The 16,610-nt window shown below is 52.8% G+C and carries 2 protein-coding genes; both read left to right on the top strand.

Going from position 1 to position 16,610, the window contains the following annotated elements:
- The first annotated feature begins 14 nt into the window (after window positions 1-14).
- Entirely contained in the window at window positions 15-7,790 is a 7,776-nt protein-coding gene (locus C162_RS33510) for an S-layer homology domain-containing protein (RefSeq protein ID WP_036702333.1), read from the top strand.
- 86 nt (window positions 7,791-7,876) lie between these two features.
- Window positions 7,877-16,600: a chitobiase/beta-hexosaminidase C-terminal domain-containing protein gene (locus tag C162_RS33505; protein ID WP_036702331.1), complete on the top strand. Its 8,724-nt coding sequence runs from the start codon at window positions 7,877-7,879 to the stop codon at window positions 16,598-16,600.
- Window positions 16,601-16,610 lie beyond the last annotated feature (10 nt).

Genomic DNA, 16,610 nt, shown 5'->3' with positions numbered 1-16,610 from the left:
AGGGGGAATACTTGGTGAAGTTGTTGAAACGCACAGTAGCGGTAATGCTCACCTTAATCATGGTATTTCTGTCCACCTCCGAGAGCTTCCATGCTCTCGTCGAGGCGGCCAGCAGTACCAAGACAACCATGATCCAGAATGACTTTATTAAGGTCACTGTGGATAACGAAACAGGCCGCTACGGAATTCGCACGGTAGAGGGTCAACCGATCCGTAAGAACGACAATAATGTTAACCTGCTGTTCCAGGGAGATGATCCGGAGACGTCGTTCACGACGTTCCGGATTGATGGAACAGATTATATTTACGGCAATAAATACAAATTCGACAACAGCCATTATTCAGAGACTATTGCACCTAAAGTAGTGGAGAATTCGAATGGCACCAAGCAACTGGAGATGATCTGGAAGATTAAGGGCGTAGAGATCAAGCAGATTCTGATGCTTTACACCGACAGCAAGGATGCTGTGAATTCCGGGAATGTCAATATCCGCTATGAAGTGAATAACAAGAGCGGGGCGCAGGTGGAGATCGGCAGCCGGATTCTGCTGGATACGATGGTCGGCGGAAACGACGGACCGCAGTTCCAGATTGGCACAGCCTACAAGTCACCGCTGCAGGTAGAGCGGAAGCTGGTGCATAACCCGGAGGATGATGCCGGAATCCCGGAAGAGGACAGAGCGTACTTCAAGATTCCTTCTTACTGGGTTATGCGCGATAAGCTGGATCTGACGAATCCTCAGGCAACCAATGTGGTGGCCTACGGCTTCAATAACTTTGCCGAGCAGAATATTAATATTGTGGATGAGATGATTGTGGGGCATTGGAACGGTCTGGCGAATACGAAATGGGATTATAAAGTCCATCCGAATCTGGACTTCACTAGGGACACCAATGATTTCGGCACAGCGGACTCCGCCGTCGCCTTCTACTGGAACCCGGAGAAGCTGGCACCTGGCGGCTTCCAGAGCTTCGAGACTGTATACGGACTAGGAGAACTTACTGCACCGGATAAAGTGTTCTCGATCCGTTATGTGGATCAGGTTCAGCAACTGGCTACCGAGCCGGTAGACGGCGGAGGAGTGCCGACGAAATATGAGAAAAACGGTGTCTTCGACGTTATAGCAGAAGTAGAGAACCTGCAGGCCTACAATATGGAGCACTCCAAGATCGAAGTGGAGATGACCTTGGAGAGCGGGCTAAGCTTCGTCAGGCAGGATGAGAAGGGTTATGATGTCCTGGATGCCAATGGTAATCCGGTCCTGGAGAATTCCCGCAGCAAAATGCTGGAATTCAAAAAGTCAGCCACACCTGATGAAGCGGCGATGGGCATTGAGCCGAAGTACAAGCCGGGTGACGCAATTACCGCGACCTTCCGCGTTCAAGCCAAAGGCAGACCTTGGCCGGTTACCCGGGAGTACATGATCTCCGCGAGAAGCCCCGAAACGCAAGGTAAAATCGAAGGCGTTAAGGATGAGGGCATTAAAGCCCAGTATGAATCGACCCGTACCAACTTCATTCTCCTGCCGCCGGTGGGAGAAGCAACCGCTACGTATTCCTATGCACTCGCTCCGGCAGAGCTGTATAGCACAGATGTGAAATATCTGACGGTCAATCTGTCGAATATTGAAGCTTACAATACGGGCAATGCAACGACTGCTCCGAACTTTGACCTGTACCTCAAGAATAAAGCAGATGGTAACCGGTACAAAGTCAATGTTCAGGATGCAGTGGTGATGCAGCCGACGGATGACGGATTCTCCGGCGCCATGCGGATTACGTACCGCGGCGGTGACCAGGTGGATTCAGGCGGCAATGTGCTGGAAGCCGGACTTGGACCTGAATTGCCGCTCGGTGAGTACCAGGTGGAGATTGATTACAAAGGTGATGCCGGCGGGGATGAGGAAATAGCGGCTCTCTATGATATGACCACTCCGCAATCCTTCCTGGTCACTGATAATAACGACACACGAATCCGTGAAGCCGGAGTAATGGCGGTATACAAGGAAGCTGTGGATATCAGCGGCCTTGCAAACGGCGCTTCTGTAAAGGATGAGCTGGTGGATCAGCTGAACTCTCTGTTCCCGGGCAAGCCTTTCAAGGACGGTTCGTTCCTGTATAAGGCTGTTACCGAATATAAGAAAACCAAGGCCTTGTTCGGCGCAGCGAGCAAAGCGGTTGATCCGAAATTCGATATCAGTGAATTTATGGATGAAGAAGCGCTGAAAGAGACTCCAATGTATGCTTACAAGCTGTTTGCAACAGAAGAGGACTTTGAGGAATTCAAGGAAGAAGCGGAAGCCAAGGACCCGGAATTCGACCGTGAGATTCTGGTAACTGTCCGTGGCATGATCAAGCAGGTTGGCACAGGTGACGAAGAGCAGGTCATCGTGGATACCAAGACAGAACCGGCAATTATTAATGATGCTGTAGCTTATAAAGGTAAGGACCTGTCTTTTGTACGCGGTAAGCTGGATATTTTCGGCAACACCCTTCCTGGCGATCTGCCTTTCCTGGATACCCTGTTCATCAAGGGTGAGGGGACGCTGAGTGTAGCGAGCAGCGGGTTCGTCTTCCATAAGGGCGAATGGACGCTCGACTTCTTCAACGGCTTCAACAAGTCGCTTGGAGAAGAGGACTTCGATCCTACCAAGAAGGATGACGAAGAGGATAAAGACAAAGATGACGATAAGAAGGATGAGAAAGGCAATGACGGCAATCCGGAAGACGATAGTCAGAACGGCAGTCTGAAATGGGCCATCGGCGGTGTGGGTGACAGATTGAACCCGCTGCGCCAGATCATGATTGAGGATGTGTACTTCAACAAGCAGTCTTTGTTCGGGGCACCAAGCTTCTCAATCGACGGCTTTGGCTTCTCCTTCAATGATTTCATTCTGCGTGAGAATGGTATTTCCTTCGGAGGCTCGTTGTCCCTGAAGATCATTAACTCCGAAATCAAGAATGTAATCTTCAACAGTGCCGGCTTCTATGGCGTCGATGCCTCCTTGGGCTTCGATCTCAATCAGGAGATGGGGTTGTTCGGACCGGATAAGAAGAAGGATGCGGATAAGAAAAAAGGTCCTGATGCTCCGAGCGGCAAGGTTACGATTAAGCATGCTGTGCAGGATGGCGGCGTAGGCAATGAATACGGCCTGGAGTTCGCGGCACAACTGAAGAATATGATGGGTGTGGAGATTGAATTCTCACTTAAAAAAGTAAAGGACGGCCGGATTCTGCCGGATGTCATTGCCTTCGGTGCAGAGCTTCCGCAGCCGGGTATCCTGGTCACAGGTGCAACTTACCTGACAGCAATCCGGGGTGCAGTACGTGAACTGGCAGATACGATTGCTGGCGGCACGGCACAAGATCCGTTCCCGTTAACCATTCAGGCAGGCGTAGGCATGCGGTTCGGGATTGCTCCGGCGTATTTCTTCGGAGATGTGGACCTGACAGTGAAACGCACTGGCCTTAAAGTGGAAGGCAAGCTGGATTTCGCTGCCAAAGCTGATGCGGAGAAAGACGACCGGCTTCCGATGCTGACCAAAGCGCTGCTCGAAGCGCAGTGGGTAACGCCATGGTTCGTGCGCGTGGAAGCAGAGATGGATATCGGCGGTTGGGACGTTATCATCGGGAAGGCGGGCATCTTCGTCGGACAGAATCTGGAGAAGAACCGCACTGATTTTGAAGGCTATATCAGCTCGAAGGTGCAGATTCCGAACGATGTACCGATTGTCGGCGGCATGCCGCTGTCGAGTATGTTCCTCGGCGTCAACAATGATAAGGTCTGGGGCAGCATCGGTATTCTGCTAATCTCCTTAGGCATTACTTACTACTGGAGTGGCGGCATTGAATTCGGTACTTCGACCGATCAGCTGCCGGAGGGAATGATCCATCTGGTGGTGGATGATCCTGAGCTTGGACCTCGTCTTATGGTGATTGGTGCAGGCGTACAGACGCTGGCCACCTCCAAGGTAGCTTCCGAGGAAGAGAATCAGGAAATTATCTACCGTAAGGTAGATGAGGGAGTCAAATATGTAGAGAACGGATCAATCAATGTCGGCGTAGGCGGCATTACGGTCAAGAACGGCGGCAGAATCCATGAGATTCCGATGGACGGCGTAGCCGGCAATGCCATCATTGAGATGGAGTACAGCAGCAAGGAAATGCCGGAATTCAAGCTGCAGGATGCATCTGGCAAAATGTATCCGGTGAAATTCGATAACACGAACACTGATCCTACGGCAAATGCTTTTACACAATATATTCCTGCAAGCTTCAAATCTGAAGATCCGTCCAGGCTGAGCGATGAAGTGGACATTCGCAGAGCTTATATCATTATTCCTGAGAATGAAGCTACAAAAGGCGGCACTTGGAAGCTGACAGCCGTCTCGGCTGTTGATACCAAGCTGCTCAACGTTCCAACCCTGCCTACTCTGGGTGAAGTCAACCTGGCGAAGGACAGCTCGAATGCGAATAAGTTCACAGCCTCCTGGAAAGTTGCTAACGCAGCCGAAGGCGATACAGTGAACCTGTACCTGGCTGAGGATGCGGTGACAAGCCGCAAGGAAATGCTGAATGGCCAAGAGATTCTGCAGACAGGTGATCCGGGTATGCTGATCGCCAAGGATGTACCAGTTGGAGCTGGCGGCTCGGTTAGCGGCGGAATCACGAGCGGCAGCAAAGTGATCGATGTCACCAATGTAACATTGATGGGCAATCCCGAGGATATCCGCGGGCTGCTCAGACAAGGCAACTATTACCTGCGGGCCGAGCTGAAATCCAGCGCGAACTTCGGGACGAAGACTTCGCCGCAGCGGTTTGAAATTATTGATCCGCTGGCACCTCAGAGTGTTAGTGATGTCAAGGTTGAGCCTGCCGGCAACGGATTGTTCTCGCTTTCCTTCAAGCCGGGAGCGAAGAAATCGGGACACAGCGGCTTCGAGCACAGCTACGTAGTAGATGCGAAACTGGATGCTGAAGGTAAACTGAGTGAATATGCTCCGTTTGGAGAACTTTTGTATACCGAACAGGAACTTAAGCCTTACTGGAATGCATCCACAGGCAAATATGAAGGTCTGTTGATCGGCGGCTGGAAGGCTGTAACTACAACAGATGAAGTCTACAAGGGAAGCCTTGAAGGCACAGTGATTGATCTGAGTAAGGTGAAATACGTCGGCCTGGAAGTGAAGAAGAATTACGTCATCGGCGTTACTTCAGCGGCGGTTCCAACCGAGGATGCCGACAAGCATCAGAACTATCATTATGCCGAGCGGCAGAGCAGCAGCAGCACATGGTTGCCGGTTCCGAGCCTGCCGAAGCTGACGGTATTGAGTTCATCAGGGACGGTAGATGCCTCTTCCGGGAACTACGTTAACCTGTTAACGAATGAAACGAAGCAGAAGCTGACGCTCTCTTCAGGCCAGTCCAATGTGACGGTGGAAGCATTCTATGCTGACAAATCCATTGCGACAGTAGCTCTGAAGAATAAAGCAGATGGCACAAGCGAAGGCATACTGAATCTCGACCAGTTCCAGACGGACGGGCCGTATGCGATTGAACTCAGGGCCAGAAATACGGCAACGAAGGATATCTCAGTGACCATGCTGTATCTGACGGTAGATACGATCGCACCGGTGCTGTATCTCACAGAGCCTGTAACGGGCGAACGTACTGCACAGGGGGCCGTTCGTGTAGCCGGAACAACAACTACAGGAACGAAGCTGGCTGCAGTTTATACCGTGAGTCAGTTACAGCCGGATGGGAAATACAAGGATGTTGAGATTTCTGCTCCACTTACAGTGGACTCGTTAACCGGTGATTTCAACGGAACTGTGAAGATTGACTCGAATGAACCTTCTGTAGCCCTCAATATTGTGGCTAAGGACGAAGCGGGCAATCAGAATACGGCAGTAGTGGATATTACGAATGCCGGATTCAAAGTACCGGTTGCTCTTGTTCTCAAGAGATCGGCTAAGAATTTTGAGCCAGGGGATATGGACAAGATCCAGGCTTATCTCAAGGTGTCGGATGGCAAGGATGACAATGGCAAGCCGAAATTCAAGGAAGAGCCGGTTACCGGTAAGGATCTAGCTAATCTGACTTATGAAGTGGCCGTAGGCGATTCGGTATCCCTGTCGGCACAAGGCAATGTTACTGCACTGGCTACAGGCTCCAGCCTGATTGAGGCAGAGTATAAGGTGTCCGAGGGTGTAACGCTTAAGGGCATGCTTGCGGCAACCGTAGCCGTTCCGGATTCGGATGAATTGGGAGTTGTGCAAGCCGTATCCTCTCCAATCAGCGGAGACAGCAACCGCACGAAGATTACGGTGACTTCAGCCGGAGATATGACTGGACAGCAGATCGCTTACAAGGTCTTCTCGTCAAGTCCTGAAGTACTGAAGTATAAAGATAATGTAAGCTCATGGAGTCTGCTTCCGCTCGATGGTATCGTATCCGCTCATTCGGGTGCCACCATTGTGCTGGCTAAGCGTACCTCTGTGGACAAGCTGGTTAAGGCTTCCGGCAGTGTAGCTGCATCGGTCTGGACCAGCAGTGGTTCAGGCGGCGGCGGTGCTGGCGGTGGCGGTGGCGGCGGTGGTGCCGTACCGGGAGTTGTTGAAGAACAAGCACCGGAGCAGGCAGCCCAGATTACCGTCAACGGCCAAGCCATGAAGACAGAGTGGAATGGACTTACAGCGATCGTACACATTACGGATAAAGAAGCTGTTGCAGGTAGTGACCTCACGGTAAGCTCTGCTGATCCGAATGCCAAAGCATTCAGTATCCGGGTAGACCAGAGTGTGGTCCAGCAGCAGCTGAGTGCGAAGAAGAAGATTGTGATTGAAGTTCCTATGGGACAACTGGTCATTGCTCCTGAGAATCTTGCAGGTGTGACCGCAGGACTTACTGCCGGCATTGGCGGTAATAGCACTGCTGACCAGCAGGCGATGAAGGCTATTGCGGATCAGCAAGGCTTCACGCTGATGGCGGCAGGGCAAGGTGTAACAGTGAACGTTAACCTGCCGAAGGGCAGCTGGACACCGGCGCTTGCAGCCAAGATTGCCATTCCTGCGCCGCTTGCGGCCAAGGAAATTACGGCCATGGTGCTTAAGGATAAAGACGGCAACTGGACAACTGTACCGTGGAAGCTGGACAGCAGCGGTACGGCGGTCAATACACAGCTGACCGGTGAAGGCAGCCTCTTCTTCATCCGCAACCAGAAGACTTTCAAGGATATGCCTTCAGGCTGGGGGAAGGAAGGTATCGCTGCGGCATCCGCCAAGCTGTTCGTGCTAGGGAAATCTGCGGAACAGTTCGATCCGGCAGGCCAAGTGACCCGGGCAGAATATCCAACCATTCTGCTGCGCGTTGCAGGTCTCATGAACAAGCAGGCAGCTTCGGCAGCCTTCAGTGATGTCAGCGGCAGCAGCTGGTATAACCGCAGTGTCTCCATTGCAGCCGAACTGGGGATTGTTACCGGACTTGAAGGCGGCAAGTATGCGCCTAAGGATACGCTGACAAGAGTCGAAGCGATGACGATGCTCGGCAGATTGCTGAATCAGGTCCATCCGGGCAGTGAACTTAGCGAAGCCGAAGTCACTTCGATCCTCAGCGGCTTTACAGACAAGGGCAAGGTTCCAGCATGGGCAAGACAAGCAGTGGCAATGAGCATTAAGAACGGCATTATTCTCGGGGAAGGCAATAAGGTGAACCCGTCAAGTCCGCTTACGCGTGAGCAGGCGGCAGCCATAGCCATCCGGCTTGATCAGTTCATTACAGCCAAGCAATAACAAGGATGTGCCCGTTCGCTCGTAAGCGGGCGGGCACACTCTGCTGGGGAATCCTCAAATCACAATACTATTCAGGTGGTGTCAATATGGCTTTGAAGCGAAAATCATGGATAGGTTATCTAATAGCACTGGCGGTAATTGTCGTTGCCGCAGTTGCCGGAGGCATCATGGCCAAGGCTGATCCGCAGACCTGGGACAGCGCAGCCGATACCAATTGGTACGTGCCAACGAATGATACCTTCAAAATTAAGACTGCTGCAGAGCTGGCAGGTGTAGCCAAGCTCGTTAATGAAGGTACCGTAAACGGACTCAGCGGTAAGATTCTGGATATTACGAATGACCTGAATCTCTCCGCTTACCAGTGGGTGCCAATCGGTACGGCCGAGCATCCCTTCCGGGGAACATTAATCACGGAAGGCGGATTAATGAAGAAGATTAACGGTTTGAATGTAATAGCGAACCGTTCTTACCAGGGCTTGATAGGAAATATGCAAGGCGGTACAGTAGGCGGCCTGATTTTTGAATCAGGCACCATCTCTGTGACCGGAGTAACCTATGATGTCTATGCCGGCTCTGCCGTAGGTAAAATGAGCGGCAGCAGCATTGTTTTTGACATTACCAACCAGATCAATATCACTTCGGACGCTTCACCGTACCACTCCTACACAGGCGGTATTGTCGGGATGGGCGAAGGGATGATCTCGAACTCTATCAATAATGGAACCGTTACGGTGTATGGTTCAGCTGATGTTGGCGGAATTATGGGCTATGGCGATTCCAAAGGCAACATCATCAAAAAAGTAGTCAATAATGGAGCGATTCTTGCCCAAGGGACGGACAGTTCCGTGCTCACCGCAGGCGGAATTGCAGGGCACACCACAGGCTCGCTTCGTCTAAATGATGAAGACACTCCAATCATCAATACGGCGGCGGTTACTATCGCTGGCGGGAGTCAGGTTGCGGCAGGCGGGATAGCCGGAAAAGTAGACAACACCGTCGTGTTCTCCAACATGACTACCAATAACGGTGCAATTACCGTTGATGCAGCAGCGGCAGTGAACTCGGCAGCCGGGGCACTGGTAGGTGCAACAGGTACGGTAGCAAGCGAAGCGGCTTCCATTACCTTTGTGAATACAGCGCCGGTTACCAATAACGGCGGCAAAAACGTATATACTGGCGGGATTGCCGGATATACCGGCAGTAAATTCACCTGGACGCATCCTTATGCGAATACACAGCAGATTACAGCAACAGGCTCAGAGAATGTAGCTACCGGCGGATTCATCGGATATGCCGCAGGCGGGCTGGTTACCAGCAATGCTACGGCGGGAGTATTCGAGAATAGAGAGCTGATCTCGGTTAACGGCGGTAAAGGAGTCTATACCGGCGGGATTGCCGGCTATGATGCAGGCGGGAACATCACCCAGACCTCTTCCACAGGCGAACTGATGGTTAAAGGTACTGCGGATGTCTATACCGGCGGTACCGTGGGTTACGAAATTGGCGGAACCATTGCATCGGCAGTGACCGGCAAGACTACAGCGGGTCATCTGAATATTACTTCCGATGGTACCATCGGCGGAATCGCCGGTTATCTGGAAGGAACCGTGACTAATTCTTCTATTAAATATGCAACGCTTCAAGTGACCTCGGCTGGCGGCGTTGTCGGCGGAATCGCCGGTAACGCACAAGGAACGGTAAGCGGAGTTACTGCGGGAGATGCTGAATCGGCAGGCTACAGTACCTTGGTGCTTCAGGCTGCGGTAGCAGGTGCAGCAGACGGGCAGTATAATGTCACGTTTGGCGGACTCGTGGGCGTGAACACCAAGCCTCTGACGCTGACCGGCGGTAAGGCTGCACGGATCAGCTTCCTGAATGAAGCTGGAACAAGCGGATATACAATCGGCGGCGCAGCAGGCAAGCTGACTGCAGATGCGGTAATCGGATCTGCCGCTGTGCCTGTACAGGTACAAGACATCCGCACAGAGCTGAAGGCTGACAAGGTGAGCTTCGGCGGCGGTGCAGGGCATAACTCGGCTGCCCAGTTCAATGGTCACACGAATCATATTGACATCAAGGCTACAGGCATTTCGGTAAAAGCCGGCGGGATGTTCGGCGAGAACCATTCGGCCGCAGCCGCTCCGTACAATCATGCGGAGAATGTTGTCATCACCGCAAGTGGTGCGGATAACCAGCTTGGCGGGAATACCGGCTTCAATGCCGGACAGCTGGTTAACGCTACAGTGACCCAGTTGTCTATTGAAGCAAATGGTGTCCGTGCTGAAGCAGGCGGAATCGCCGGACATTCCGAAGGGGCGGCGACGCCTGAAGCACGTGCAGGCATTGCATCCGCTGTACTGAATGTTCCCGGTGCTGAACCGATGATTACGCTGACAGCAGTGGATGCGAAAGCAGGAGCTATCGCAGGTGCTGCCAGAGCAACGGATATTACATTGCCGGAAGTGAATGCGGAAAATAGTGCCTTGATGCTCATTCAGGCGCAAGCAGCGAAGCCTTCTGTCGGCGGCTTGGCAGGTATACTAACGGACAGCAGTATCAGCAGTGACAGTAAAATGGTCAACCTGGAGAATATGCTGATTCTGGTAGGACCGGCGGCTACAGATGCCTATATCGGCGGGTTTGTGGGCTACAATGAAGCCTCCAGGCTGGAACGTCTGGCCGGATCAACGCTTAGTCTGACACTTAATGCACCACGCGCTACTGCAGGCGGGGTAGCCGGATATAATCACGGCAGTGCTTCGGGAATTATTGCGAACACGTATGTAAGTGCTCTGAATCTGAAGGCTAACGCCAGTGCAGTGTCCTCTTATGTCGGGGGAATTGTGGGCCTGAATGCGGCCCAGAGTAATGAACCTGTACTGAATCCTGTAACCTCTATTAGCACGATTCAGAATACCCGTGTACTGGGTACGGTCTCAGCAGCTTCCGCAAATGCCATTGTGGGCGGTATGGTTGGTGAGAACCGCGCGCTGATTGCCAACAACAGCATTACCGATAAAATCACAGTCATTTCAAGAGGAAATTCCTCCATCATCGGCGGTCTGGCCGGTGTCAATACGGCATCAGGAACACTCTACTACACTTACTCCAATGCGAACCTGACCATTGAAGGGACAGGTACACATGCTGGAGGCCTGGCAGGCAGCAATGCTGGCCCTGTCATTGCTTCTTATGTAGATATTGATGTGACAGGCGATGCTCAAGGAACATCAAGCGGCTCGGTTTACCTCGGCGGACTGATCGGCAGAAATACTGCCGGTACAGTGGAGCAATCGTATTCCGCTTCCAAAGTTACGGCGAAAAACATATATACCATTGTCGGCGGTCTGGTCGGAGAACTGTCCGGCGGGAACATCAAGAACTCCTACGTAGCGAAAAGTGTTAACGCTGAGAACAATAATTCTTACGCCGGCGGCTTTGTAGGCAGAATTACAAACGGTAAGGTGAGCAATGTCTACTCAGCTGCAGAGGTTAATGTAGCGAAGGGTAAGAGTGCTTATGCCGGCGGCTTCGCCGGGCGTTATGACAATGCAAGTAAAGAACTGCTCTATAAGTCTTACTATATTAAAGACGAAGCACTGAACATCAACCGCGATCTGCCTGATTTCGCAGAGGGCAATCACCGCTGGCTGAATGTGCATGTCCGGTTGACTACGATTCTGTCGGAGACGCTGAAGGACAGAGCTGTTTTCCCTGGATTGTCGGGCTGGGACTTTGAAGGAGCCTGGAAATACGGCTCGCTGAGCGCAGTATACCGGTATCCTGAAGTTAACCGTGTGGCCAATGTGGGCGGTGACAACGGGAATAACGTGAATGCCAATATCAACTGGTACGTGAAGGATAAAGATGCGATTGGCTTCGAGATCACCTCGGAGGCTGAGCTTGCCGGTCTGGCGGGAATTGTCAACGGCACGATTGCCGGTGTGGACCAGTTCAGCTTTACGGACAGAACGGTGACGGTCATGAATCCGATTCACATTCAGTCCAAGCAATGGGTGCCTATCGGCGATAAGGAGACTACTCCATTTGAAGGAACCTTTGAAGGAAAGAACCACTTGATTGATGGCTTAACGCTTCAGCCTGTGTATACTCATTCCGGCTTGTTCGGAATCATTGGAGTCAAGGCTGCAGTGCAGAACATGAATCTTGAGCCGCTTACGGTTGCCGGTAACGGCTACACCGGCGTACTGGCCGGAACGAACCTGGGCACGGTCAAGAATGTGGACCTTAAGCTGCTTGACGGCGTGAAGGTTAGCGGCGGTATTGTCGGCGGCATCATCGGCCAGAACTCAGGCAGTGTTGCTGGTCTGCAGCTTACGCTGGACGGTGGAAGCCGGATTGAGACGGTGGCTGAAGGCGGCATCGCCGGCGGTCTGATCGGCGACAACACAGCGGATATTACAGCTGACACTTATGTCATCCACGATAAGGACGGCAGCATCGGCAGCGCGGCTGACCATGCCGTTATCGGCGGAATTATCGGGGTTCAGAACGGGAATGTGAAGGGTCTGGCTCTTGAGGTGAATTCCAGATACCGGATTTCCTCCACGGGAATGGAAGCCACGGTTGGTGGACTGGTTGGACATTACCAGACAGGTCAAGCTGAAGGGCTGACCGTAAGCTTTGCAGACGGAACCCTGGAAGCGCGGGGGCTTGGCTCCATCCTTGGCGGTATGATCGGTCAATCCGATCAGGGGAACAGCATCCGTAATGTAACAGTAACCGGCTCCGGCAGCGGCGTACAACTGACAGCAAACGGAACTGCCGGTGGTGTAGTTGGCACTAAGGAGGGCAGACTCGGCGGAATGCTGGCCCGCTCTGTAGATAACAGCAGCAGCTTCGATGTTGAACATGCAGCAGTGTCAGGTGTGAAGCTGGCTACGACCAGCGACAGCTTGAAGGCTGTGCTCGGCGGGATTGCCGGATCGGCTTCCCGGACGGCGATCAACGACGCCAAGTTCAAGGCTTCCCTACAGGCCGCCGGTGAAGTGATCACTGCCGGAGGTATTGTGGGCGAGAGTGATAATTCCATCATCTACAATGCGGATTCATCACCAGATCTTCAGGCAGCGGCGAAGAGTGGCGAGGTTGTGGTCGGCGGGATTGCCGGAACGATCACAGCCGTGGATATCAATCAGGGCTTTGATTTTGGCAAGGCATATCCGCTGTATAAAGGGATTTATATTGCCAAGGTTCATAACGGCCAAATCACAGTCAATGGAGCAGACCATCGTGCTGACCTCTATGCAGGCGGTTTGACCGGTAAGAATACGGATGCTTCCATCTATAGCTCAGAGGTTGCTACAGAGCTGAAGGTAACCGGCGGCAACACAGTGAATGCAGGCGGAGTTGCCGGATACAGCAGCGGTATCATTGTAGATACCATTGTCAGAAGCGGTCTTAATGTGGACAACACCAGAGTGAATAATGTAGGCGGGCTTGTGGGCTGGGGAGAAGGCGGCGAGATTCATTACAGTAAAGTCATCGCCGGCTCTGGACGGACACTTACCTTAGGAACGGCAGTAACACTTGGCCAATCTGTACCGGCTACACGGGCTGGCGGGGTTATCGGTATGGGGGATCATGTGAGTATTGCACATTCCCATTCAGATCTTCCGGTAGTAATTACAGATACCAATCAGGATAATACGATATATGCAGGCGGCTTCGCCGGACTCCTGGGTGAGAACGGTACGCTTGCCGGACAAATTCAGCAGTCTTATGCCACAGGCAAGCTGAATGTCAGCGGCAGATTAGGTGCTTATGTCGGCGGCTTCGCCGGTTCTGTTGATCATTATTCGATCACAGATTCCTATGCTTCCGGTGACGTAAGCAATACCGGCTTCGACACGCGCAGCGGCGGCTTCGCAGCAGCAGTGGAGAGAAGCGGCAGCATCAGCAAGTCTTACGCTTTGCAGAGCAAGATTTCTACTGTCGGGGTGAAGTCCTCGACCCGCTCCTATAACGGCGGCTTTGCCGGATATAGTGATGGAACGTTAACCAGTGTCTATGCCAATGTGCCGCAGATCACCGCCGCAGTTGCAGGCGACAATGTCTATATTGGCGCACTGGTCGGCTATAACTTCCGGGATGGCAAAATTATTAGTTCATCCTACACAGGCACACTAGGTGCCATAGGCCGTAACACAGGTGCAGCCGCAGCTGCCGTGAGTACAGCAGCGGTTAACCCGCTGAGCTCGGGATTATGGGATATTGATTTTGATACCACCTTCCTGAACGGCCTGACGGACGCATCCATTACGGTGCGAACTCCGCTACAGCTTGCGGGTGCAGTCATGTTCTATAACGAGACTGGACTGAATTATTACAAGCTGTTCAACAGAACGGCAGCGAACAAGCCGGAGCTGGCAACAATCCTGCTTGATGCGGATATCGATCTTGCCGGACGCAGATGGACCGCGTTCGACAGCTTTACAGGCGTGTTCGACGGCCAGGGCCATACGCTTAACGGACTCTCGCTGAAGCGCTCTGAGCAGCAGACAGCCGGATTCATCAAGGATAACCGTGGTGAGCTCCTGAATGTTAGCTTCACCGGAGCAGAACTCTCCGGCGCAGTGAATGCAGGTATTGCTGCCGGGATCAACCACACAGGTGCAGTCATCCAGAATGTGAAGGTCAGCGGTTCTGTGGCTGGCAGTGCTGCCGCAGGCGGGGTAACAGGCGTGAATCAGGGAACTCTGAAGAAGGTTACGAATGAAGGAGTGAAGCTAGCCGGAGCAGGCCGGATTGGCGGCATTGCCGGAAGCAACGCTGGTGTGATTCACCAGGCTGTATCGAAGGGCAACATTGATGGTTCATCTGCACTGGCCGCAGGCGGAATTGCCGGTGAGAACAGTGCGGAAGGCTCCATCACTGATTCAATGGCCTATGGCGATATCCGTGTGGCTTCGGCCCAGGCGATCGCTGGCGGGATCAGCGGTCTGAATGCGGGAGAGATCAAGAACAGCTACTCTGCCGCCACGGTTCTCGCCGAAGGCATGTCTACTGCATGGGCTGGCGGAATTGCCGGTCTGGCAGAGAGCGGCTCCATTACTTCTTCCCTGAATACCGGAGAAGTGAAGGCTGGAGTAAAAGGCAAGATTCAACCGCTGCAGGCCTTCTTCGGGGGAATTGCCGGACAGAAGTCTGAGCATGCCATGATCAGCGGTTCCTTCTTTAACAGACAAATGCTGAAGAATAATATTGCGTACTACAATCTGAATGGCCAGGCAGTAGCCGGAGCCGGCAGCGGTGCAACGGGACTTCTCGGCACCGAGCTGACCGGTGCGAATCTGCCGGCAGACCTGGATGCCGGTGTCTGGACAGCCCAGAATACCTTCTATCCAGTACTTGCAGTCTTTAACGGAACAGACGAAGGGACTCTGGCTTCAGCCGCTGTTATCCTGGACCCGCAGGATTTGATTAACCGCGTGGGTTCGGCATTCCACATGAGCAGCGGCTTAGCACTCTCCTGGAGCGCTGATTCGTCCAAGGCTGTAGTGAACGGTACAACCGGCAGCCTGATATCAGGCGGCAGTGCAGTGCTGAAGGCAACTGCTGGAGGACAGAGCAGAAGTATTGCTATTAATACAGCAGCACTCCAGTACCCGAGCGCAGCAGTTGCACCAACTGCAACTCCTGCAGATAAGAATTTCACCACTGAAGTGAAGGTGGAGCTGGCAACAGGTGAGCAGGGAGGAAGCATCTACTATACACTGGACGGTACAACACCTACAGAGACGTCCCTGGTCTACAGCGGACCTATCGTTCTTAAGAGCACCACAACGGTTAGAGCCGTTACCATTGCTCCCGGCAAAGAGTACAGCCCGGTTGCAGCCTGGACCTGGACGCTTGTAGTCCCTAATCCCGGCTCAGGTTCCGGCCCTGGCGGCGGAGGCGGAGGCGGTGGTGGCGGTGGCCTGGTAGCTCCGCTTCCGAGCCCGACACCTGCACCGGCAGCTCCCGCGATTACCGCGATTGCTGGAACATCAACAGTAACTGGTGATAGTGAAGCTCCGGTCAAGATTGTGAGGAACAGCAAGCTGGAGCTGACAGCTCCAGCAGGGCAGACGATCTATTACACAACGGACGGCAGCATTCCGACTATCAAGAGCACGAAATACACCGGTGAGCTGCTGATTACCAAGAGTATGACGATTAAAGCCATCACGGACAAAGACGATAAAGTCATTACCATTGAATATGTGGTGGAGAATGCGAAGTACAGCTTGAAGAGTAACAGCGGCGAGATCAAGTATATGGCTGCCTATCCGAATGGTCTGTTCATGCCGAACGCAGCTATTACCCGGTATGAGCTGATCCAGTCCCTTGCACCGCTGCTTGATATGGAAGAAGTAAATGTAGGCAACCTGTTCAATGATGTCAATGCCGAGAATGAAGGCCTGACCGGATTCTTCGCCTCAGCCGGCATTATTGAAGGCTTCCCGGATGGCGGATTCGGCGGAACCAAGGGCTTGACCCGTGCGGAATTCTCCAAAATCATGACAACCGTGCTGAAGCTCGATGTAACTCAGAACGGCGTGACCAAGCAGAAGGATCTGCAGGGCCACTGGGCAGAGAAGTACGTGAATGCCCTGTCTCAGGCAGGATACGTGCAAGGCTTCCCTGACGGAACCTTCAAGCCGGGAACACCGATTACCCGTGCGCAGGCCGTAGTGCTGATCAACCGGATTGCCGGCACGAAGAAGCTGACGGTAACCTCTGTACAGTTCAAGGATCTTCCAGCTACTCACTGGGCTTACAAAGACATCATGTCGGTTGTGAAATAACAGAAATTCA

It is taken from the genome of Paenibacillus sp. FSL R7-269 (assembly GCF_000517865.1).
In the GTDB taxonomy this organism is placed as follows: domain Bacteria; phylum Bacillota; class Bacilli; order Paenibacillales; family Paenibacillaceae; genus Paenibacillus_AQ.
Note: the sequence above shows the minus strand (reverse complement) of the source record. Positions and strands in the feature narration are given on the sequence as shown.

Excerpts from the sequence above, each read along its gene's own strand:
- C162_RS33505 (WP_036702331.1), top strand. The coding sequence starts at position 7,877 with ATGGCTTTGAAGCGAAAATCATGGATAGGTTATCTAATAGCACTGGCG.